At 63.9% G+C, this 22,141-nt stretch carries 20 protein-coding genes and 1 pseudogene; 9 read left to right on the forward strand and 12 right to left on the reverse strand.

Annotation, left to right across the window (positions count from 1 at the left end):
• The first annotated feature begins 1 nt into the window (after position 1).
• The 4 genes and pseudogenes from QZ294_RS03155 to QZ294_RS03170 form a co-directional block, all read left to right on the forward strand.
• Positions 2-1,375, forward strand: a complete 1,374-nt coding sequence (locus tag QZ294_RS03155; protein WP_297046668.1) for an MFS transporter — start codon at positions 2-4, stop codon at positions 1,373-1,375.
• A 115-nt stretch (positions 1,376-1,490) separates the two neighbouring features.
• Positions 1,491-1,937 (forward strand): DVU0524 family FlgM-associated protein, encoded by a 447-nt coding sequence (locus tag QZ294_RS03160; RefSeq protein WP_297046671.1) that lies wholly within the window; start codon positions 1,491-1,493, stop codon positions 1,935-1,937.
• Between the two features lie 83 nt (positions 1,938-2,020).
• Complete coding sequence (flgM, locus tag QZ294_RS03165; RefSeq protein WP_297046674.1) at positions 2,021-2,350, forward strand: flagellar biosynthesis anti-sigma factor FlgM; 330 nt, start codon at positions 2,021-2,023, stop codon at positions 2,348-2,350.
• 302 nt (positions 2,351-2,652) lie between these two features.
• Positions 2,653-2,751 (forward strand): annotated as a pseudogene (locus QZ294_RS03170) (IS481 family transposase); the annotation flags it as partial.
• A 147-nt stretch (positions 2,752-2,898) separates the two neighbouring features.
• On the opposite strand, the gene QZ294_RS03175 reads toward QZ294_RS03170, so the two are convergent.
• From QZ294_RS03175 to QZ294_RS03210, 8 genes are all read right to left on the reverse strand, one after another.
• The gene (locus QZ294_RS03175) at positions 2,899-4,926 is read right to left on the reverse strand and encodes a methyl-accepting chemotaxis protein (protein ID WP_297046677.1); all 2,028 of its coding nucleotides are present in this window, start codon (positions 4,924-4,926) and stop codon (positions 2,899-2,901) included.
• 287 nt (positions 4,927-5,213) lie between these two features.
• Positions 5,214-6,254 carry a GTP 3',8-cyclase MoaA gene (gene moaA, locus QZ294_RS03180; RefSeq protein ID WP_297046680.1) on the reverse strand — a complete coding sequence of 347 codons (1,041 nt, stop codon included), beginning with the start codon at positions 6,252-6,254 and terminating at the stop codon, positions 5,214-5,216.
• A 2-nt stretch (positions 6,255-6,256) separates the two neighbouring features.
• On the reverse strand, positions 6,257-7,294 hold the full coding sequence (moaCB, locus tag QZ294_RS03185) for a bifunctional molybdenum cofactor biosynthesis protein MoaC/MoaB (RefSeq protein ID WP_297046684.1): 1,038 nt from the start codon (positions 7,292-7,294) through the stop codon (positions 6,257-6,259).
• Positions 7,295-7,310: 16 nt separating this feature from the next.
• A complete protein-coding gene (locus QZ294_RS03190) occupies positions 7,311-7,760 on the reverse strand; it encodes an MOSC domain-containing protein (RefSeq protein ID WP_297046687.1) in 450 nt (149 codons plus the stop codon).
• A gap of 24 nt (positions 7,761-7,784) precedes the next feature.
• A complete protein-coding gene (locus QZ294_RS03195; RefSeq protein ID WP_297046691.1) occupies positions 7,785-8,432 on the reverse strand; it encodes an ATP-binding cassette domain-containing protein in 648 nt (215 codons plus the stop codon).
• Positions 8,429-9,124 carry an ABC transporter permease gene (locus QZ294_RS03200; protein WP_297046694.1) on the reverse strand — a complete coding sequence of 232 codons (696 nt, stop codon included), beginning with the start codon at positions 9,122-9,124 and terminating at the stop codon, positions 8,429-8,431. Before QZ294_RS03200 ends, QZ294_RS03195 begins: the two co-directional genes overlap by 4 nt.
• 68 nt (positions 9,125-9,192) lie before the next feature.
• Positions 9,193-10,017: a substrate-binding domain-containing protein gene (locus tag QZ294_RS03205; RefSeq protein WP_297046697.1), complete on the reverse strand. Its 825-nt coding sequence runs from the start codon at positions 10,015-10,017 to the stop codon at positions 9,193-9,195.
• Positions 10,018-10,078: 61 nt separating this feature from the next.
• A complete protein-coding gene (locus QZ294_RS03210; RefSeq protein ID WP_297046700.1) occupies positions 10,079-11,038 on the reverse strand; it encodes a TOBE domain-containing protein in 960 nt (319 codons plus the stop codon).
• A gap of 279 nt (positions 11,039-11,317) precedes the next feature.
• Between QZ294_RS03210 and glp the strand changes: the two genes are divergently transcribed.
• Together glp and QZ294_RS03220 are read left to right on the forward strand one after the other, a co-directional pair.
• Positions 11,318-12,544 carry a gephyrin-like molybdotransferase Glp gene (glp, locus tag QZ294_RS03215; RefSeq protein ID WP_297046702.1) on the forward strand — a complete coding sequence of 409 codons (1,227 nt, stop codon included), beginning with the start codon at positions 11,318-11,320 and terminating at the stop codon, positions 12,542-12,544.
• A 43-nt stretch (positions 12,545-12,587) separates the two neighbouring features.
• Positions 12,588-14,552, forward strand: a complete 1,965-nt coding sequence (locus QZ294_RS03220) for a molybdopterin biosynthesis protein (RefSeq protein WP_297046705.1) — start codon at positions 12,588-12,590, stop codon at positions 14,550-14,552.
• Positions 14,553-14,573: 21 nt separating this feature from the next.
• On the opposite strand, the gene QZ294_RS03225 is transcribed toward QZ294_RS03220, so the two are convergent.
• The 4 genes from QZ294_RS03225 to QZ294_RS03240 form a co-directional block, all read right to left on the reverse strand.
• Positions 14,574-15,410 carry a ThiF family adenylyltransferase gene (locus QZ294_RS03225; RefSeq protein WP_297046707.1) on the reverse strand — a complete coding sequence of 279 codons (837 nt, stop codon included), beginning with the start codon at positions 15,408-15,410 and terminating at the stop codon, positions 14,574-14,576.
• Positions 15,411-15,620: 210 nt separating this feature from the next.
• Complete coding sequence (locus tag QZ294_RS03230) at positions 15,621-15,869, reverse strand: MoaD/ThiS family protein (RefSeq protein ID WP_297046710.1); 249 nt, start codon at positions 15,867-15,869, stop codon at positions 15,621-15,623.
• 53 nt (positions 15,870-15,922) lie between these two features.
• A complete protein-coding gene (locus QZ294_RS03235) occupies positions 15,923-17,665 on the reverse strand; it encodes an aldehyde ferredoxin oxidoreductase C-terminal domain-containing protein (RefSeq protein WP_297046713.1) in 1,743 nt (580 codons plus the stop codon).
• A gap of 254 nt (positions 17,666-17,919) precedes the next feature.
• The gene (locus QZ294_RS03240) at positions 17,920-18,414 is read right to left on the reverse strand and encodes a heme-binding protein (RefSeq protein ID WP_297046716.1); all 495 of its coding nucleotides are present in this window, start codon (positions 18,412-18,414) and stop codon (positions 17,920-17,922) included.
• Between the two features lie 577 nt (positions 18,415-18,991).
• On the opposite strand from QZ294_RS03240, the gene QZ294_RS03245 reads away from it, so the two are divergent.
• The 3 genes from QZ294_RS03245 to QZ294_RS03255 all read left to right on the forward strand — a co-directional run bounded on the left by QZ294_RS03245 (position 18,992) and on the right by QZ294_RS03255 (position 22,138).
• The gene (locus tag QZ294_RS03245) at positions 18,992-20,119 is read left to right on the forward strand and encodes a flagellar basal body P-ring protein FlgI (RefSeq protein ID WP_297046718.1); all 1,128 of its coding nucleotides are present in this window, start codon (positions 18,992-18,994) and stop codon (positions 20,117-20,119) included.
• The gene (locus QZ294_RS03250; protein ID WP_297046721.1) at positions 20,120-21,535 is read left to right on the forward strand and encodes a rod-binding protein; all 1,416 of its coding nucleotides are present in this window, start codon (positions 20,120-20,122) and stop codon (positions 21,533-21,535) included.
• A 135-nt stretch (positions 21,536-21,670) separates the two neighbouring features.
• Entirely contained in the window at positions 21,671-22,138 is a 468-nt protein-coding gene (locus QZ294_RS03255; RefSeq protein WP_297046723.1) for a flagellar protein FlgN, read from the forward strand.
• Positions 22,139-22,141 lie beyond the last annotated feature (3 nt).

The following is a 22,141-nucleotide window of genomic DNA, read 5'->3' on the forward strand; positions in this document are numbered from 1 at the left end:
GATGGGGATCGAAAAACGCCACCGTCCGCTTCTGGCCGCCATCTGCGCGTCTCTTTTCTGCATGCCGTTCATGCTTGCCGGGGTCAATGCGGTGCTCCCCGCCATCGGGGAGAGCCTGAATGCCAGCGCCCGGCAACTGGGCCTTATCGGCGCGTTCTATTCGCTGGGTCTTGCCGTGTTCCAGCTGGCGTCCGGCAGCCTGGGCGATATTTTTGGCCGTCGCCGCATTTTCCTGTTCGGCATCGTCATATTCGCCGTGGCCGGGGCTGCGCTCGGCTTTGTGCGCTCGGCGCCGCTCTTCATCGCCCTGCGCCTGCTCCAGGGGCTTGGCGGCGCCATGTTCAACGCCAGCGGCCTGGCCCTGCTCGCCTCGGCGGCTCCGCCGGAAGACCGGGCCGCCTACCTCGGCATCAGCGGTGCCGCCGTCTATGCCGGCATCGCCTGCGGGCCGCCCCTTGCGGGCCTTGTGGCGGGCACGCTTGGCTGGCGCTGGCTCTTCTGGGGCAATGCCCTGGCCTTTGCCGGCGTCTTTCTGCTGATGAAATGCACCGTGCGCCAGGAATGGCGCACCGCCGAGGGCCAGCCCTTTGATCTGACGGGCTGCGCCATCTATGGCTGCGCCATGGTCGCGCTCACCTTCGGCGCTTCGGAGCTGGCGGAGCGCGCCACGCTCGCCTGGAGCCTCCTTGCCGCCTTTGTGGCCCTGCTCGCCCTTTTCTGTCTGCGGGAACTCAGGAGCCGCTATCCCATCCTCGACATACGCCTGCTCGCGCGCAACCGGGTGTTCGCGCTTTCGTCACTGGCGGCGTTCGTCAACTACAGCTCCTATTTCGGCATGCTCTTTTTCTTCAGCCTGTATCTTCAGGTGGGGCGGGGGCTGGGCGTGGAGGAGGCGGGCCTTGTCCTTGCGTTCCAGTCCGCGGTGCAGGCCGTGACCACGCCATTGGCCGCCAGGCTCTGCAAAAGCTGGCAGCCGGGCCATGTGAGCGCCGTGGGCGTGGCCCTGTGCGGCCTTGGCCTGGCGGCGGCGGCCCTTGTGGACCTCGATTCGTCGCTTGCGCTGATTTTCGCGGTGCAGGGCCTGCTCGGCGCGGGCATCAGCCTTTTTGCCCTGCCCAATACCGCCATCATCCTGGAAAGCGCGGGGCAGGAGCATGTGGGGCAGGCGGCGGGGCTTACCGGCGCCGTTCGCACGGCGGGCCAGCTCTGCAACATGGTGATCATCACCCTGACGCTGGGCTTTTTCCTCGGCAACGCGCCCGTCGGTCCCGGGACTCTGGAGGGCTTCATGCGCTGCATGCGGGTGGACCTGATCGTGTTCTGCCTCTGCAACCTGGGAGCCGTCGGCTGCGTGCTCGCGCGGAACAGAAAGTGATTTTTCTTGTATTTCAGTTTGTTGCATGCAATATTGCGGACAGGGCGCAAAAAGCATAAAAAAAGTCTAAAGTTTCGCCGGGCATGGCCGTAAAGAGCAGCAGGATGGTGCCCTCATGGCTGATATGCACACCCTGCAAATGCGGATCATGCTCCAGTGCTATGAGCAGCAACTGCTGGCGGCGCGCCGTCTTGCCCGGTTCCGCGTGAAGCGGCGCCTGGCCGAGGGGCTGAAGCCCCAGGACCCCGATCCTTCTGTCAATCGCCGTGCCTTTGTGGAAAAAGTGGCACGGGAATTGTATGATACCCTCATATTCACGGGGAGTTCCAACCCCGTGGTGGAGGAGATCCGCGCGGAACTCAGCCAGGCTGTGGGCCTGGAAGTGGAGTTCACCTACCCGCCGGGGGCGCGGCTCCGCATCGTTGCCACCGGCCCGGACGGGCAGCGGCCCCTCGACGCGGAGGAAGAACGGCGCGCCCGGCATGCCCTGTGGCGCATCACGCGCCAGAAAGTTGACCAGAGCATGCTGGAGCGGCCGGAACGGCGCGAAGCCGCCATTTGACGCTCCCGTTTCCGCGGGGCGCAGGCGCGGCCGAAAAGCACGATATCCGGCGCGGGGCATGGCCCTGCCGAAGGAGCAATATCATGGAGATCCATAATGCCGGCATGGGCTACCCCCTGCTCGATCCTTACGGCAACACCGCGGCTTCCGGCGTGGACAGGAATGGCGAAACCGCCGCCATTCGTCCGAAGGCCGCCGATGACGGCGCTTCCGGCGGGGATACCATCAGCGTCTCGCGTGATGCCCTCCTGCTCACGGAGGCGCGCCGCGCGGCCCAGAATACGCCGGATGTGCGCGCCGACCGCGTGGAGGAGCTTCGCGCCCAGGTAGCCAATGGCACCTATACCGTCGATGCCCGCGTCCTTGCCGAAAATCTCGTGCGGGAAGAGCCTTCCCTGTTCCGCATCGTATGACACCCGTCGTCCTGAATCCGGACGGCGCAGCCCGCCCGGAGCACGGGGCCGCTCCTTCGGGGGCGGCCCTTTTCCTTAAGGCTTGGAGCCAGTCGAAGGAGCGAAAGCGACTGAGACAAGGAAGCACCCGCTATGCGGGTGCGCGACAGCGGTTATACCCAAAAAAGCACCTTTCCATTGCGATAGAGGTGTTCAAGCCTATCGTAACCTCAAGGAAAGGTGCTTAATATAGGAGCCAAAACTCAAAGCTTAGCTCAACGGAGCCTGTTACAAGTCGTAGAAGTTCCGTCACGCGGCCGGGACTCGGAATCAAGCATCAACGGACACGACAGAATTATCCACACACCAATGGGAATACGGAACAATGTATCAGAACACAATTAAAAGAGTGGGCATATGCATGTGCATATACCCACTCCCGGAAACGCACTCGTGACTTTTCCACATGGACGTACCGGTACAATTTCCCGTGTCCACTACGGCTCTTGGCAGGAATCCGCCAGCTTCCCGGCTACCGGGTGCGGGAACAACGGGTTGACCCTTTACACCTAGCCTTTCTTCATTTCCTCAATGAGCGTGACCAGGTCCTGGGAACGCCTGCGCAGGGATTCCACGCCATGGGCGGCTGTCTGCATGGCCTCCGAGGTGGAGAAGGTGATCTCGTTCACTTCGGAGATGGACCTGGTGATCTCTTCGCTGGCGGCGGACTGCTCTTCGCTGGCGGTGGCAATGGCGCGCACCTCGTCGGCCGTCTGCTCGACCATGTGCAGGATCTCCTGAAGGGCCTCGCCGGACTTGGCGGAGTATTCATTGGCCTGGGCGATGTTTTGCACGGCCCGCTCCACCTGCTGGGTGCTTTTGGCCGCGCTTTGCTGGATGGCCTGGATGGCGCTGCCCACTTCCGTTGTGGATTCCATCGTCTTTTCGGCCAGCTTGCGGACCTCGTCGGCCACCACGGCGAAACCGCGCCCGGCATCGCCCGCGCGCGCGGCCTCGATGGCGGCATTGAGCGCCAGAAGGTTGGTCTGATCCGCAATGTCGGAAATGACGCCCATGATCTTGTCAATGGAGCGCGCGTGTTCATCCAGCCGGGCCATGTCATCCTTGAGCGCCATGGATTGATTGTGCACTTCCTGGATGCCGGCGACAGACTGGGTGACGACCGCCGCCCCGTCCGTGGCCTTGTCCCGCGCGGAGGCGGAAATGCCCGCCGCAAGCCCGACATTCTTGGCTACTTCCAGCACGGTGGAGTTCATCTCTTCCATGGCGGTCGCCGTTTCGGAAAGGCGGGAAGCGGCCTTGTGCAGCGCGTTGTCCGAGTTTTCCACCTGGATCGTGATGGTATTGATGGCCTCGTCCAGCTTGGTGACGACGCTTTCGATCTGTTCAGCGGCGGCGGCCATGCCCTTTTGCTTGGCCTCCACGGCTTCCTGATGGGCAATGCGGGCCTGCTGTTCCAGGCGCTCGGCGTCTTCCGCCTGCTTGCGGGCGGCTTCGGCTTTTTCCGCGTTTTCCGCCGCAAGCTCGTCCTGCCTCTGCACCATGGCCCGCAGGGCATCGGCCAGCTCGCCCATGTCATCCCTGCTGTGCACATCGAGACGCGCCGCCTTGTCGCCACGGGCAATGCCCAGGACATAGGCGGTGATCTTGCGGATGGGCGCGCTGACCTTGAGTCCTATCACCACGGACATGAGCAGCTGGATCGCCAGCAGGGCCGCCGCCACAAGGATGGTGTTCCGAATGGCCCCGCTCTCCAGCGCCTGCAGGTCGGTCAGCGGCATGCCGACGAACCACATGCCGGCGATCTTTCCGTCCGCCGTCCGCATGGGCCAGTAGGCGGATTTGTAGTCGATGCCGTTGATGACATTTTTCGTGAACCAGGTCTTCCCCTCGTTCAGCACGGCGTTTTCGATCTCCGGCGAGTCCAGCCGGGTGCCGATGGCCCGCTTGCCGTCTTTCATGAGTGTGGTCATCACGCGGGTATTGCCCTTGAAGATGGTCACATCCATGCCGCTCAGCCCCTTGAGCCATTCAAGATAGGGCGGAGCCACCAGCGATGTGCCGATGGAAAGGGTGCCCACCAGCTTGCCGTCCAGCATGATGGGCTGGCTTGCGCGGATGGTGAAGGGGACGACCGTTCCGGAAACGATGGCCGCCGCCGGGCTTCCTTTGAGGGCCTGGACGACGGTTCCCTGGTTGAGGACGCTGTCTTCCCATTTTTTGGAATGCCCCCGGCCCACGACGATGCCCTTGTCGTCGGTGACCGTCATGAAATCGGAGCCGGATTCCTTCATGGCAACGGCCGCCAGACGCATGACTTCGTCATGGTCGCGGGCGCGGATGGCCCGGGCCAGATCCGTCTGGTGGGAAAGCAGCAAGGCGCTTTGCGCGTACCGTCTCGCGGTGGCGTCGTTGGCCGACTGGATGACGTTTTGCAGTTTCTGGATATTGAGGTTCAGCTCCTCTTCCACGGGCTTTTTCATGAAATAGATGGATACCGCGAGGACGACCACGCAGCAGGTGATGAGCGCGCCAAACAAAGAACCCACATATTTATACGTCAAGGTCAAACGCATGCGTCCCCCCTTTGAACCGGAGCGTTGCGGCAGCTTCACATTTTGTTCTTCGGAAGTCTCTGGAGGGAGTTTATAGGTCAGGAGAAAAGAGGTTGTAAATATTTTTGCAGGTATTTTAAGGGACTGTTTTTCCAGGAAAATATCGCGGCAGGCCCAGGCGCGGAGGTGGCGGAAAGCCCCGGTGGAACGCTCTTGCCAGCGGCGCGCGAAACCATGCGAAAGCCTTTGCCCGTTGCTTCGCCATGTCCCGGGCAGTCGATCGGCTCCGCATCTCCGATGTCCTCTCCTTACCCCCCAATGGCGGACATGCGCTTGCGGGCCACAGGGCCACGTCTGGCGGCAAGGATGTCCGCGCCCACGGGCTTGCCGGCCACCGCCTCCGCCATGATGCGGGCCACCGCTTCAGGCCCTTCCTTTCGGAGAACGTCGCGTATGGGGTATTCCCGATCGTCAAAGAGGCAGGTCCGCAAATGGCCGTCCGCGGTGAGGCGCAGTCTGTTGCAGGAGTGGCAGAAGCTCTGGGATACGGAAGTGATGAGTCCGAAGTGGCCCCGGGAGAGGCGCCCGTCGGGCGTTCTCAGCTTCCAGAGTCTGGCGGGTCCTCTTTCCTGGACTGTGGCGGCGTCAGCGCTCTCCCCGCTGTCGCGCACAGCTTCAAGGCGCCAGTGCGTGCGCGCGGCCTCCAGGATTTGGGCGGCGGGCCAGAAGGAATCGTTGGACCAGATGCTTTCATCGCCCATGGGCATGAATTCTATGAAGCGCACGTCCACGGGGTGCTCCATGGCAAGGGAGGCCAGGGCCGGCAGATCCGCCTCGTTCACGCCGCGCATGGCTACGGCGTTGATCTTCAGGGGGATGCCCAGCTCCAGCATGCGCCGCAGGTTGTCCGTCACAAGAGGCAGCATGTCCCTGCGCGTGATGGCCGCGAATTTTTCCCTGTCCAGGCTGTCCAGGGAAAGATTCACGGAAACGCCCAGTTCTTTGAGATCCTCGAGGTATGGCGCAAGGAGCGTGCCGTTGGTGGTCAGCCTGAGGGCCAGTCGGGGAAAGCGCAGGCGCAGATTTTTCAGAAAGCTCATGAAGCCCTTGCGGGCAAACGGCTCGCCGCCGGTGAGGCGCAGCTTGTGTACGCCGAAGTTCACGGCCAGCCGGACGATTTCCTCCATTTCCTCAAAACGCAGGATTTTTTCGTGCTCTATGAAGGGAACCTCCCGGGTGCGGCAATAGCGGCAGCAGAGATTGCAGCGATCCGTGACCGAGATACGCAGGTAGCGGACCGTGCGGCCATGACTGTCCGTGAGTTCCCGGGGCAGCGCTTTTTTCTCCATGCCTATGTCCTTCCGCAGTCGCTCATGTCTCCGTTCAGTTTTTCCAGCGCATGGGGCAGTATGGGCAGCAGGGCGGAGAGATTTTCCTGGGCCGCGCGGCGGCTTCCGGGCAGGGCGATCACCAGGGAGCGGCCAATGGAGCCGGCCAGGCAGCGCGAAAGCACAGCCCGGGGCGTATGGTTCAGGCCCTCGGCGAACATGACCTGCTCAAAGCCGGGCAGACGCCTGTCCAGCAGGGGGAGGAGGGCCTCCGGAGTCGTATCGCGGGGGGAGAGGCCGGTGCCGCCCGTCGTGACGATCATTCCCCAGTTTCCCTTGGCGAGTTCCTGTACCAGGCGGCGCAGGGCGCGGGTATCGTCCGGCAGAAGAAAGAGCTGGCTGCGCGCGGGATTAAGTTCCTCCAGCTGCCGGAGCAATGCCGGCCCGCTCTCGTCCGCGCGTTCCCCGGCATAGCCCTTGTCGGAAAGGGTGATGCAGGCCACGGCCAGCCCTTCTCCGTTCCAGGGTTCCGGCCGGGGCAGGGGTTCCGGCAGGGGACCTTCCGGAACATCGAAGAGCAGGGGCGCGTCCGCCTGGAAGAGTCCGCTCTTGCCGCCGCTTTTGAGGATGAGGCGCACCTCGCGGATGACCACGTCCTTCTGCACGGCCTTGATCATATCGTAGATGGTGGCCGCCGCCGTCTGTGCCGCGACGATGGCTTCCATTTCCACGCCGGTGCGGTCGCTGGTGCTGGCGGAGGCCTCCAGCACCACGGAAGGCGGCTCATCCACGACCTTGAAACGCACGTCCGCATGGGTCAGGGCCAGAGGATGGCACATGGGGATGAGTTCGGAAGTGCGCTTGGCGGCCATGATGCCCGCCACCTGCGCCACGGTGAGCACATCACCCTTGGGCAGGGCGCGAGCCTTGAGCAGTTCCAGAGTAGGGGCGTTCAGCTCCACCACGGCGCGGGCGATGGCCGTACGCCTGTTTGCCGATTTGGCGCTCACATCCACCATGCGGCTGGCGCCGGTGGCGTCCATATGGGAAAATCCGGGCATGCGGCACCTCCGGCCATCAGGCGAGGGTCTCGGGGCGGGCGATCACGCGGAAGGGATCGCCGGGCCTGACCACGCCGCCCTTGAGCACACGGCAGAAGATGCCGCGCCTGGGCATGATGCAGTCGCCCACCTGCTGGCGGATGGCGCAACCCATGTGGCATTCCTTGCCAATCTGGGTGAGCACCAGCTCGATGTCCTCGCCGATGCCGAAACGGGTCCCCACGGGGCAGGTGTGCAGTTCCACGCCTTCCGTGGTCAGATTTTCGGCAAAATCCCCGGGGTGGACGTCAGCGCCTTTGGAGCGCATGTATTCGATGTCTTCCATTGCCAGCAGGCTGAGCTGACGGTGGGTGCCATCGGCATGGACATCGCCTTCGATGCCATGATCGGCCACAAGGGTGGCCTGCTCGCGGTTGATCTTTTTCTCTCCCTTGCGGGTGCTGGTGGATACGGCAACGATGCGCATGCTATCTCCTGAGAGTTGGAGTTTTCAGAGCGGGCGGTCCTGGGCGTGTTCTCCACCAAGGCGCACTTCGCGCGGACCCAGGGCGGAGAACAGGGTCCTGTCATGAGTGGCGCAGACCACGCTCGTCCCCCGGCCGAGGCTCAGGCCCACGGCCTGGAGGATGGCGTTTTCGCTGGCGGCGTCCACATTGGAAGTGGGTTCATCCAGCAGGAGCACAGAGGGCACAAGGATGAGGCGGGCAGCCAGGGCGATGCGCTGCCTTTCGCCCCCGGAAAGTTCGCCCGGTCTCCGGGAGGCCATGGAGTCAGGGTCGGCAAAACCCGCCGCCCGCATGCTTTCCCCGTAGCCTTTGAGCAGGCGTTCCTTTTTGGCGCCGCGCAGGCGCAGGCCCAGGGTCACGTTCCAGAAGACAGAGGCTTTCATGAGATAGGGTTCCTGAAGCAGCAGGGTGATCTCGCGGCGTGGCTCGTTCGTGTGGCCGTAATAGCGCAGGCTGCCGGAAGTTGGTCTTTCCAGAAAGGCCAGCAGGCGGAGCAGGGTGGACTTGCCGCTGCCGTTGCGGCCGGTGAGGATGACGATCTCGCCTTTTTTCAGGCGGAATTCCGGCAGGTACAGGGCGGTGATGTCGCCGTAGCGCATGCACAGCCGGCTGGCTTCAAAAAGCAGGCTCATGCGCGCCCCTTGTTTCTGAACCAGGCCAGAAGGAAATTCACCACAAAGGCGATGAGCAGCAGCACGAGGCCCAGAGCTATGCCCTGGGCGAATTCGCCCTTGCTGGTCTCCAGGGAGATGGCGGTGGTCATGGTGCGGGTGGAGTAGCGTATGTTGCCGCCCAGCATCATGGCGACGCCCACCTCTGTCACCACGCGGCCAAAGGCCGTGACGCAGACCATGCCCAGATCGTAGCGTATCTCCCGTATCGTGAGCAGGGCCTGCTGCAGGGGGTCCGCTCCCAGGGTGAGCAGGGTCTGGCGGCAGCGGCTGTCCAGATTTTCCACCGCCTGGGCAGTCCAGGAAACGATGATGGGCAGCGCGAGGATGGTCTGGCCTATGACCATGCCCGGCACTGTGAAGAGCAGGCCGAATTCTCCCAGAGGGCCGCGCTTGGTGATGAAAACATAGACCAGGAGTCCTATGAGCACCGTGGGAAACGCCAGCAGGGTATCGGAAATGAGGCGCAGGGCCTTTTTGCCGGGAAAGCTGGTATAGCCCAGCAGAAAACCCAGGGGCAGGCCCATGAGCATAGCCAGCGCAAGGGCGCAGCCTGTGGAGAAAAGCGTGGCCTGCACCGCGGAGACCGTGGCGTCGTCCATGTGGACGAGCAGGTCCAGCGCTTTTTGTATGCCCTCGCTGAAATACGACATGGGGACCCTTTGCAAAGGGGAGGGGGCGGGCCGGAGGACCGGCCCGCGGAGATCATGCCAGAGGGAAACTATTTGCCGGCGTTGGGGAAGAAGAGCTGCTTGCCCTCCAGCTTGTAGTCGGCAATGCGCTTCTGGGTCTCGGGCTTCACCCACCAGTCTTCAAACTTGCGGGCCAGGTCTTTCTTGACCTTGGGGCACTGGGCCGGGTTGGTGGTGATGACGCTGTACTGGTTGAAAAGGGGCTTGTCGCCTTCCACGATGATGGTCAGGGGGTTGGCGTCGCCCTGCTTGTTGGCGAACTTGATCCAGGTGCCGCGGTCGGTCATGGCGTAGGCGCCCTTTTCGGCGGCGATAGCCAGAGTTGCCATCATGCCCTGGCCGGCGGAAATGTAGAACGGTTCCTTGTCAGGGCTGAGGTTGGCCTCCTTCCACAGCGCCATTTCCTTGACGTGCGTCCCGGACTTGTCGCCGCGGCTGACGAAACCGGCCTTGGCCCCGTAGATGCCCTTGAAGGCGTCGGCAGTGGTTTTCCCGGCGACCTTGGCGGGGTCCGCCTTGGGACCGACGATGATGAAGTCGTTATACATGATCTGGCGGCGATCTATGCCGTGGCCGTCTTCAACGAATTTCTTTTCCACCGCCGGGGCGTGGACCAGCAGCACGTCGGCGTCGCAGTTTTTGGCGATCTCAAGGGCCTTGCCGGTACCCACAGCGACCCACTTGAGGTCTATGCCGGTTTCCTGCTTGAAGGCGGGCTGGAGATATTCCAGCAGGCCGGAATCCTGAGTGCTGGTGGTCGTCGCCATCATCAGGCTGTTGTCCGCGGCCCGGGCCGGCAGAACGAAGGCCAGGGCGAGGAGGGCGCCGGACAGGCTTTTACCGAAATGCTTCATGGGAACATGCTCCTTGCGGTTTGCTCCGTCCGCAGAAAGCGGACAGAAAAATTGATGGCTATCAGCCGACAACGAGGCGCAGGCCGCGTGCCGGAAAGGAGAGGAACACAGGGCTGCCGGGGCGCAGGTGCAATCTTTCCAGAGCGGCTGTTTCCTGTACCGCGTCCACTCTGGTCCCGTCCGGAAGCTCCAGGACCAGGAAGCTTTCCACGACTTCCCTGTACAGCGAGAGCACGGTTGCCCGGAAGGGACCCTGCATGCCGCCGGGCGTTTTTTCCGCGGAAAGGAAGATCCGCTCCGGGTCCATGACCACCGTCACCACCTGGTTGAGGCGCAGCTCCATATCCATGAAGGCCTGCAATTCGCAGAGGGTGGAGAGCACGAGGTCCGAGAAGGTGGTCACCTCGATGCGGGCCGCGCGCATGCCGGTTTCCATGGCCGTGACGATACCCATGAAGGTATTGCCGCCTTCAGCCTGGGCCGCCGTCGTGCGGGAGGCGCTGTCGCGCACTATGCGTTTGGCTTCGCCACCGGCAAAGGCCAGAAATTCCGAGATCTGCGCTGTCTTCTGCTGGCCCAGGAAGGCCTGTACCACATCGAAGGGAACGTGCAGTTCCAGCAGTTCAAGGCCGCGGGCATACCGCAAGGCCCTGGGTCCGGCCATGCTGGAGGGCAGGCGCAGGGCGCGGGCAAGATCGTAGAATTTCCTGCGTACAAAGCCCTGATCGAAATGGAGAAAATTGTCGTCCGCGGCCTCCGGCAGGCTCAGTATGCGCCGGATATGGCGCATGCACGAAAGGGGGAGCAGCACGTCCCTCGCGCCTGGAGGAGGGATATGGAGCATGCCCGTGACGGTATCGAGCGCTTCCCTGACCCTGAGGTCCAGGGCCTCGCCCAGACGCAGGCCGCCGTAGCGGATGAGCAGGAACAAAAGATGCAGGCGGGCACGGGCGATCTTTCTGGCGGTCGTGCCTGCCTCGGCTTCCCACGCCTCCCAGCGAAGCGTGAGCTGTTCCAGCATTTCCCCGGTAAGATGCTCCTGTGCCAGAGTATTTCCCCCCCCCTCTTTGCTTTTGCCATGACAGGCTTTTTTTGCCAATATGATGAAGCGCTGGCGTTGACCATGATCTTTCTGCAATGATGGTGGCGCTGTACGGGCTTGTGAAAATATTCCCCCCGTCCCGGGCAGGACGGATATCTATAATATAGCCAAATTGCCGCAATGGAGCAAGATGCCGGGCGTTGCCCCCCCGGCGGGCCGGCCCGGAAACAGGGCCTTGGATACAGAAGGAAAATCGTGATGAAATCGTTTCTGACCCTGAAATCAGTGGAAGAAGTGCTTGCCCATATCCACGCCTTTGCCAGCCTTGGCGGCGAGGAAGTAGCCCTGGATGAAGCCCCGGGCAGGCATCTTTTGCGGGACCTGACCGCGCCCGAGGATCTGCCGGGTTTTGACCGCTCCACTGTGGACGGCTATGCCGTACGCGCGCGAGACGTTTTCGGGGCGCAGGAAGCCTCGCCCGCCCTGCTGGAATGCGTGGGCGACTGCCCCATGGGCCGGGCGCCTGATTTTGCACTGAAGGAGGGGCAGACGGCGCGTATCCTTACCGGCGGCATGTTGCCCAGGGGCGCGGACTGCGTGGTCATGGTGGAATATTCCCGCCCGGTGGACGACACGCTGGTGGAGCTTATCCGCACCCAGGCCCCGGGCGACCATGTGCTCATGCACGACGAGGATACAGCTTCAGGCGCCCTTGTCATCCCCGCCGGGCGCTGTCTGCGGCCGCAGGAGATAGGTCTCATGGCCGCGCTGGGCGTGCAGCGCGTGGAGGTGGCGCGGCGTCCGCGCGTAGCCATACTCTCCACAGGGGACGAAGTGCTGCCCATCAGCCGGAAGCCGGGTCCGGGCCAGGTGCGCGACGTCAATTCCCATTCTCTGGCGGCCCTTTGCCGCCAGGCGGGGGCGCAGGCGCTTTTTGCGGGACTCGTGCGCGATGATGTGCCGCTGCTGGAAAAGACGCTCAGAGAGGCCATGGAGCAGGCCGATGTGGTGCTGGTCTCCGGCGGTTCGTCAGCCGGCATGCGCGATCATACTGTGGATATTTTCCGCTCCATGCCGGAGAGCGAGCTGCTTGTGCACGGCGTAGCCATCAGTCCGGGCAAGCCCTTTATCCTGGCGCGATCCGGCGCCAAATGCCTCATGGGCCTGCCCGGTCATGTGAGCGGCGCCCTGGTCTGCGCGCGCGTTTTCCTCCTGCCTTTGCTGCTGCGCCTGCAAGGGGGGGAGAAAACGCCGCCGGCCGGAGTGCCCGCCGTGCTCTCCAGAGCCGTGGCCTCCGCCCAGGGGCGCCGTGATTTCATTCGCGTTCGTCTGGAAAGAACGGAAAACGGCTGGAAGGCGGAACCCCTTACCGGCCCATCGGGTCTCATTTCCCCTCTGGTCACTGCCGAGGCCCTGGTGGTCTGCCCGGAAAACAGGGAAGGACTCTACGCCGGGGAAGAGGTCTTTGCCGAACTGCTGAACTGAGACGCATTTTTTCTGCACCTGAAGCTCACGACGTGAGGACATCATGGCCCGACATACCTATCTCAGCATGAAAACTCCTAAGGAAGCCCGGGAACTCTGGTTTGCCGCCATAGAAAAAACGGGCATGGAAATGGGGGAGGAAGAGGTCCCCCTTTCCGAGGCCCTGCACCGCGTGCTTTCCCGTCCTGTGCAGGCCCTGCGTTCCTCCCCGGCCTTTCACGGCGCGGCCATGGACGGCGTGGCCGTGCGCGCGGAGGATACCTTCGCCGCCTCCAGTCGCGCGCCGTTGCGTCTGGAGGTGAACAGGCAGGCCTTCTGGATCAATACAGGCCATGCCCTGCCTGAGGGCTGCAACGCCGTGATCAAGGTGGAAGACCTCAATGTGGAGGAGGGCGGCGCCTTCGTGGTCACGGAAAAGGCCGCCTTTCCCTGGCAGCATGTTCGCAAGCTGGGCGAGGACATGGTGGCGACGGAGATCATCCTGGCCCCCGGCGTGGAGATAGGGCCGTATGAGCTTGGCGCTCTGGCCGCGGCCGGCGTCCTGCGTCCCCAGGTCTTCAGAAGGCCCCGGGTGGCGGTCATTCCCAGCGGCTCGGAGATCGTTGCCCTGGAAGAGGCCAGGGAGGAGGATCTCAGGGCCGGACGCGTTCTGCCGGAGTTCAATTCCCTTATTTTCTCGGCCATGATCCGGGACGCGGGCGGCGTGGCGGATGTCAGGCCCATCGTGCCCGATGATCCCGGGTCCATAGGCGCGGCCATCCTGGCGGCGGTGGAGGATGGGGCGGACCTCGTGATGGTGAACGCCGGTTCTTCGGCGGGCAGCCATGACTTCACCGCGGACGTGGTGGCGGAGATGGGCCAGGTGCTCGTGCACGGAGTGGCCGTAATGCCGGGCAAGCCCACAGTGCTGGGCATGGTCAGGGGCGCCGGGCGGGATGTCCCCTTCATTGGCAGCCCGGGGTATCCTGTGTCCGCCATCGTCTCCGTGGAGGAATTCGTGCTGCCCCTGCTGGCCCGCTGGCAGAAACGCCATGCGAGGCGCAGGGAGCGCATGGAGGTGACCCCCTGCAATCCCCTGCCTTCACGGCCCGGCATGGAGGAGCGCATACGGGTCAAGCTGGGTCTGGTGGAGGGGACCTGCTTTGCCGTGCCCCTGCCGAGAGGCGCAGGCACTGTGAGCAGCCTTTCCCGCGCGGATGCCGTGATACCCATTGCCAGAGACTGCGAGGGCATCAACGCCGGGGAAGCCGTACCGGCCGAACTGCTCCGTTCCCGCGAGCAGATAGAGGGCGCGCTGCTCATCACGGGCAGCCATGACAATACCCTGGATCTCATCGACAGCATGCTGAGGCGGGAGCATCCCGGCTTCAGCCTGACATCGGCCCATGTGGGTTCTCTGGGCGGCCTGCTGGCCCTCAGGCGCGGGCAGTGCCATCTGGCAGGCACTCATCTGCTGGACGAAGCCACTGGCATCTACAACAGGCGGGCCATCCGCGAACAGCTCAAGGATATCCCGGTCATGCTGGTGCGGCTGGTGGACCGGGAGCAGGGCTTCATCGTCAGACCGGGCAACCCCCTGCATGTGGAAGGCTTCAGCGATCTTGCCCGCGAAGGCGCGGACGCCCTGCGCTTCATCAACCGCCAGAAAGGCAGCGGCACGCGCGTGCTGCTGGACTATGAACTGGGCAAGCTGGGATTGTCGCCAGCCAGAATACCGGGCTATGACGACGAGGAATACACGCACATGAATGTGGCCGCGGCCGTGCTTTCGGGCAGGGCCGATGCCGGCCTTGGGGTGCGTTCCGCGGCGCAGGCGCTGGGGCTGGATTTCATTCCCGTGGGCGTGGAGGAATACGACCTGGTCATCCCCCTGCGCTATGCGGACGACCGGCGCATCCAGGCCCTGCTGGACGTGATCCGCTCCGAGTCCTTCAAACGCAGCGTGGACGCCATGGGCGGATACGGCACCAGCCGCAGCGGAGAAATCATCTGGGAGAGCGAGGCATAATGGCTGTTTCTGGGCCGCCTTTCAGCTCAGGGAAAAACTCTCCAGTTCCGGAAGAGAAACGTCGATGTGGAAAAGGCGGTCCCTGTTGTCGGCTTCCCTGCCAAGCGATCTGACAAGAAGAGCGGCCATGACGCATGCCGTGGCCGCCACAGTGAGACCCGTGGTGTTCATGTTGCCCCCGGTCGTTTCAGGGGCGGCATACAGGCGGGACATCATGGACCCTTCCCTGTCCAGAAAGGCAAAGCCCTCGTGCCGGGCCACGGCGCCATGCAGATAGGGCACGCCGGCATTGCGCGCGGCCCTTTCCAGCATCTTCTTCTTGTCCAGGGAATCCAGACAGTCCGCCACCGCATCCGTCCCTTTCAGCAGGCCCGGCAGGTTGTCCTCATCCAGTTCCCAGGGCAGGGCCTGCACCTCCAGATATGAGGCCATTTCCCGAAGTCCGTCGCGGCAGGCCTCAACCTTGGGATGGCCCAGGGTCTTCTCCGTGCAGAAGCGCTGCCTGTTCAGGTTGCTTTCCTCAAAAATGTCCGGATCGCAGAGCACCAAGCAGCCTATGCCCGAGCGCGCAAGCAGGGCGGCCAAATGACCGCCGAGACCGCCGCAACCGGCTATGAGCACGCGGGAGGAGAGCAGGCGGAGCAGAGTCTCTTCAGAAACGCTCTCCCTGCTGCGCAGAAAGCGTTCCGGCCAGATGCCCCGCGCCAGAAGCACCCGCATGGCCTGACCTTCGGTAAGCCCCAATCCATGGGCCAGACGGCGCGTGCCGTCCATGTCCACAACGGAAGGGGCGCCGGAAAATTTGAGGCAGGACGCCAGCAGGTCCCGCAGGGCGGCGGAGGCGGGGAAGCTATCCATGATCTTGCGGCCAGGCTCTCGCTCGGGAAAAAGTGTTTTTGACCATGTCCCTCGGGAAACAGAAAAAACTTCCCGCTCCGCAAGGCCGGGCATTCTGGCGAAAGCATGCCGCGCCAGACCATGGACCGGCGTGGAAGGGCATGCGGGTGGGGACTTCCGCCCTCATCCGCACGCAGGCTTTCGGTTTCGCACTTTCCTTGCGAAGCCGCTCTAGCCTCCGCCCACGGCAGGAAAATAGGCTATGCGGTCGCCTTCCGTCACGGCATTCCGCAGGTCTCCCTGGCGGCCGTTGATCATGACGATCTTGATCTCCGCGGCTGGAATGCCCAGGCGGGAGGCCAGTTCCCCGGCGGTGACAGCCTCTTCTCCGGGGGCCAGGTCGATATCGAGTCCCTCCTCCGGCACATAGCCGGGGACGCACTCCCGCAGTGTCGTGCTCAGTCGTACATGTATGCTCATGGCAAAAAGATCCCGCGTCCGCAGGGCAACGCCTGCGGACGCGGGACAGTTGGCTATCTCTTGATCCAGTTGAAGGTCGTCTTCAGTTCCTCGGGCGTAATGTCAAAGGTGGTGTTGTGGGGGGGCACGGGTTCATCGCTGAAGAAGTCCGGCAGATGGTCGGCGGCTTCGGTGATGCCGGCGCGACGGTTGAAGTCCACTTCTGTGGACAGGACGCGCTGCCCCAGGGTGATCACGTCGTCCCCGGTCAGCTTCCAGCCGAATTTGGCGTTGAGCATGTCCACGATTGCGGGCAGGGCGTCCGGTATATCCAGAATGGCGAAGGCGGTGAAGAGGCAAAGCCCCACGCTGTCCACAGAAGCCGTAGCTATCTGGAGATTGCGGGAAAGCTCGATCTGGCCTTCCTTTTTCAGGGGGTCCACAACGCCGCCGCAGCTGAGGATATTGGCGGTCACGGCATAGCCGGCAGTGTGGTCGGCGCCCATGGGGGTGGTGGCGTAGGTCACGCCCACGCCCTTCACCGCGCGGGGATCGTAGGCGGGCAGGCTCTGGCCCTTGACGCAGGGCACGCGGCGCACGCCGAAAACGCGGCCGGTGGTGGCCGTGCCGCAGCCGATGACACGGCCCAGGGGGGTGCCTTCGCTTATGCCCTTCATGGCTTCCATCACGGCCTTGCCATCGCCCACGGGGATGCCGCCGCCGGCCATGGCAACGCCAATAGCCACGCCCACGTCAATGGTGTCCACGCCGTAGTCATCGCACATGTGGTCGAAGGTGCAGATGAGGTCCAGGTCGTCGATGTTGCTGTGCGGGCCAAAGCACCACAGGGTCTCATATTCGGGCCATTTGCTCTTGAACTTGCCCTTTTCGTCAGGGAAGATGCCGCTGCAGCGGATGATACAGCCGCTCATGCAGCCGTGGGCCACCACGCCTTCGCCGCCGCGCTCCTTGGTGAGCTGGTTCAGGCGTTCGCCGGATACGGCTTCATGCCCCTCGAAGCGCCCCACTGTGAAGTTGCGGGTGGGCAGACCGCCGGCCTCGTGCAGGATGTTGACCAGAACAGCGCTGCCGTATTCGGCCAGGCCCTTGCTGGTGATGGGGTGGGTGGTGAGAGCGTTGGCGAAACGCTTGGCCGCGGCCTTGAAAGCCTCGGCATCCGCGATGGGCGGGGTCTGGCCGCCTTCGGGATCGATGATGATGGCTTTCAGGCCCTTGGAACCCATGACCGCGCCCACGCCGCCGCGCCCGGCATGACGCTGGGGCCGCAGTTCGCGGTCCGTGAAAGCGATGCTGGCGGCGGTGAGCTTGAATTCGCCCGCGCGGCCAATGGTGACGTAGCTGCATTTCTTGCCGTACTGCCCGACCAGTTTTTCCACAGCGTCAAAGTTGTTCAGGCCGGCTACGGGCGACGGCACCAGGCGGGCGCTGTCCTTGCCCACTTCCAGCTGCCACCATTCGCCCTCAGCGGCAATATCCTCCACGATGATTGCCAGAATGCCCAGCCTGGCGAGATGGCCGCCGGGCTGACCGCCGGAGTTGGATTCCTTGATGCCTTCGGTAAGGGGGCTTTTGCAGCCCACGGAAATGCGGTTGGCGTTCGGGCTGTTGGTGGCGCCCAGCAGACCGGGGGCAAAGACCAGCTTGTTGTGGGGACCCAGCGGAGTGCAGATGGGGTTGACCTCGCGGGCAACGATGGTGGAGGTCAGGGCGCGGCCGCCAAGGCCGGCGTATTCTTCGGGAACGTCCTCAAAAACGCAGGTCTTGTCGGCCATGTTCACGCGCAGGAAACGAAACATAGGGTACTCCTTGTGCAGTGCGTCATGCAGGAATGCAGGCGATCCTCGGTGTCCCCTGCGTAGACCGCCCGGCATTTTCCGTCAAGAAATGCGGAAAATAATCACGCTTTTTTGACGCAGGAGGGACCGTGCGCGACTCTTCGTGCCGAAACGGCTGTCAATGTCCCGTTTTCAGTGCCTGGCCGGCCTGCTTAAAAACAGGGCGACCCCGCCGGAGTCGCCCGTAAAATTCTGCGCCTGGGCGCAAGCGCAAACTATTTGTTGAGAGCAGCCACACCGGCCTTGGCAACGTTGGTGTCTTCCTGCACGGAGCCGCCGCTCACGCCGATGGCGCCCACGATGACGCCGTTCTTGTCCTTGAGAAGCTCGCCGCCGCCAAAGATGACCAGGCCGTTGTTGGTCACCTCTATGCCGAAGAGTTCCTGGCCGGGCTGGGAAGCGGCGCCCAGCTGCGCGCTGGACATGTTGAAGAGGCGGGCGGTTTTGGCCTTTTTCATGGAGACGTCGATGCTGCCCAGAAAGGCGCCGTCCATGCGGCAGAAGGCTTTGAGATTGCCGCCGGCGTCCACCACGGTGATGTTCATGGGAACGCCCTGTTGTTTGGCAAATTCCAAAGCTCCGTCCACTACTTTCTGCGCCTGGGCCAGGGTAAGGTCGCCAGGCAGCTGAAGCTTGGAAACGTCCGCGGCGGCAAAGGCGGGCAGGGCCAAAGCAAGGCTGAGAATGCAGGCGAGAAGAAGGCGACGCATACGATCCTCCATTTTTTCCGGTGAGTCCGGGCCGCAGCGAAAGCTGCGGACAGGCTTTTGCCGTTTGCTTTCTCTATAGCCCAGGGGCCAGGGCCTTTCAAGGTCCCCCACCTGCTGAAAGGAAACGTCAGGCGGGCGCACGGATCTGTTCCATGCGCCCGCGGATGTAAGAAGTGTTTTGAGTTGGCTCTGTCATACAATGCGGTTGAGAGATAACGTCCGTCTGGAGCGGAGCGACAGACGGGTGCTGGTTCCGGAAAAATCCTAAAAAATAAGATAGTTCGAGTCTGGCAAGGAAGAGAAAAATTTCGCGGGGAGTGTCCCCGGTACTCGACCGAGAAAAATTTTCTCTGACGCCGCCAGCCTCGAAGGAGCTGTTTTTGACGGAGAATTCCGGCAGTATCCGCACAGCGCAGGCGCGGCATCAACGCAAGAGCAGAACAGCGCCTTCCTTTTCAGGCATGGTTTCTGCATAAGCAGGGCAAGCATCCAGGGCGCCGTTCGCGCATCCCCGCGGTCTGTGCGGGAAATGACGTGATACCACCGGTAAATGGCTGACGGCGCGGGGGGAGTTGCCATGCACGTATTCTTCAAGATTTTGACGCCGCCGTTGCGCTGCCTGTGCGTCCTTGCTCTGGCCGTGGCCGTGCTTGGCTGGCCGGCTCCGGCCCGGGCCGTACGCATCAAGGACATCGCCACCTTCTCCGGCGTGCGCGACAACCAGCTTATCGGCTATGGCCTGGTGGTGGGCCTGGCGGGCACGGGCGACAAGAAGGACTCGGCCTTTACCATGAGTTCCATGAAGAACATGCTCGACCGCATGGGCATCGGGCTTAATTCGTCGGCGCTCAAGGTCAAGAACGTGGCGTCGGTCATGGTCACGGCGCGCATGCCCGTTTCCTCCAAGCCGGGCAGCCGTCTGGACGTGACGGTCTCCTCGGTGGGGGACGCCTCCTCGCTCATGGGCGGCGTGCTGCTGCAAACGGCCCTCAAGGGCGTGGACGGCAAGACCTATTGCCTCGCCCAGGGCGCGCTCACCGTGGGCGGCTATTCCGTCAACGGCGAGGCGGCGAGCACATCCAAGAATGTGAGCACGGTGGGACTCATTCCCGGCGGCGGCATCGTGGAGCGGGCCATTCCCTTTGAATTCAACCAGCAGGACAAGCTCACCCTGAACATGCGCGTGGGGGATTTTTCCACGGCGCAGCAAATCGCCGAGCGCCTCAATTCCGCCATGGGCGGTTCCTTTGCCCGGGCCGTGGACGCCATGAGCGTGAGCCTGGACGTGCCGCCCCAGTACCGGAACAATCTCGTGCCGCTCATGGCATCGGTGGAAAACCTCGAAGTGACGCCCGATTCCGCCGCCAAGGTGGTGGTGGACGAAAAGACCGGCACCGTGGTCCTCGGCAAGGATGTGCGTATCACGCGGGCCGCCGTTGCCCACGGCAATCTTCAGATCACGGTGCAGGAGAACGAGCAGGTCTCCCAGCCGGGACCGTTCTCGCAGGGGCAGACCGTGGTGACGCCCCAGACGGACATCAATGTGCGCGAGGAGAACCGGCGCCTGCACATGGTCGAGGGCGCGACGCTCCAGGAGCTTGTTGACGGACTCAACGCCATTGGCGCCACCCCGCGCGACCTGATTTCCATTCTCCGCAGCCTGCAGGTTTCCGGCTCGCTGCATGCGGATCTGGAGGTGATCTAAATGACGGCTCCTCTTGACGCCACGGCCCTGGTCCCTTCCGAAAGCGGCGCCGCCGAACAGTCCCGGCGCGAGCTTCAGGCAAAGCTGGCCGGCATCGGCGGCCTGGGCGGCCGCAAGATGACGCCCGAAGCCCGGGAAAAGAAGCTCCGCGAGGCCTGCGAAGGCTTTGAATCCGTCTTTATCCAGAAAATGTGGCAGGAGATGCGCAATACCATCCCCAAGGGCGGACTCATGCACGGCAAGGAGGAGCGCTTCTGGCAGGACATGTATGACCAGGAGCTTTCCAAGTCCATGACGAGCGCGGGCGGCATCGGCCTTGCGGACATGATGTATGCCCAGCTTTCGCGGAATCTCGTTTCCGCGAGCCGCAGCGCCGCCGGGGTGAACCAGGGACGCGCCTTCGCGCCCGGCGCGGCGCCGCTCATGCCCCCCCAGGCCGCGGCCGCGGCAGAAGGCACAGGGGACGGCGCGGCTTCCGGCGCCGAACACGCCTCCGTGGCGGCGGCAAAGCCCATGGCCGCCATTTATGATGGCGCGGCGCCGGGAGTGGCCGGCGCCCGGGAGGAGGCCGCCGCAAGCCCCGCTTCCGCCGCGCCCGCCGTTCCCGGGGCTGCCCCCCGGGGGCAGGCGGCGGCTTCCCATGGCGAAGCCGGAGTTTCCGGAGCGGCTGCCCGGGGCGCCGCTGATCCGGGCGACGCCGTGGAGCTGAATCCCGAGGTGGAGCGCGCGCTCGCGGCGTTGCGGGCGCGGCAGGCGCTGCACCATCGGCAGGAGGAGGGCGCCCCGGCGACGCAACAGGCCGCCACGGCCACGACGCAGCCACAGGCCGTCGCTGCGGGAAGGGCGCAACGTCAGCGCCCCATGGCGTCGTCAGGTATCGAGCTTGCCCAGGTGGCGCGCCGTGAAGCCGGTGACAAGCTCGGCTCGGGGGCTGTGCGTCCGCCCCTGCACCAGCCTTCGCCGCGTCACGCCGCTGACGCCGCGCAGCCGCAACAGGCGCAGTCCCCCCTCGGGGAAGAGTCCGCCCAGGCCGCGGCTGCCGCGGAGAACGCACCGGCCGCCGCCCGTCCCCGCACCGTGCGCTACAGCACCAACATGCGGCCCCAGGAACGCGCCAGGCGCGGCCTGAAGCCCATCCGCGTGCTCAATGTGGATAATGTGGGCGTCAACAGCAAGGCCGGCGCCGGGCTTGCCGCGTACCATGCCTCGCGCGACGCGCAGGCAGCCGCGGACGCGGCGGCGGCCGCCCCCACGCAGGGGATGCAGTCGGGGCAGGGGATGCAGCCGGGGCAGGGCGCCCAGGCGCCCCGATCCGGGCAACCCGCGCAGGGACGCGAGGCATCGCCGCCGGCTGGCGCCGACGACTCGGGCAATTTCAGCATTCCGCCACTGACGGCGGCGGATGCCCGGGGCTAGGGGCGTGAACGGCAGGGCAGCGTTTCGGGGACGCTTCCTCATGATGTCATATTTTTGGCATAATTCTTGCTTCAGCGCTGGCATACCCAGACTCCCCGGCAGGTTCTGCCTGCCACGTCCGCAAGTGAGGGCAGGATGTACCAGATGATCCACGAAAGCTTATCCCGTCAGGACAAGGCCCTGGCGTTGCTGCGTGACCTCCTTGAGGAAGAATACCGCATCCTCATCGGGCGGGACACGGATGGCGTGGCCGCGCTGGAATTTTCCATCCAGGAGCTTATCCGCCAGATCGCCGTGGAAAAGACCCTGGTCATCCGCACCCTCGGGGGCGTGCGCGTGAGCGAGTACGCCGCCGGGTTGCCGGAAGAGCGGGGCGTTGCGCTGCTGACGCTGTTTGCCTCCGTGGACGCAGGCGAGCAGGAGGTCTCGCGCCAGGCCTCGCGCAATGCCCAGCTTTCCCTTGCCCTGCTCGATCAGAGCACGCGCACCCTCCAGGCGCTCACCAGCCAGGCCGCGCCGCCGCGCGCGGGCGTCTATGGGCGCCATGGCGGCATGCGCCACGAAATGCACCCGCAGGCGGCGCTCATTTCGGGGAGGCTCTAGGCC

Origin of the sequence: uncultured Desulfovibrio sp., assembly GCF_910584445.1 — a bacterium.
In the GTDB taxonomy this organism is placed as follows: Bacteria; Desulfobacterota; Desulfovibrionia; order Desulfovibrionales; family Desulfovibrionaceae; genus Desulfovibrio.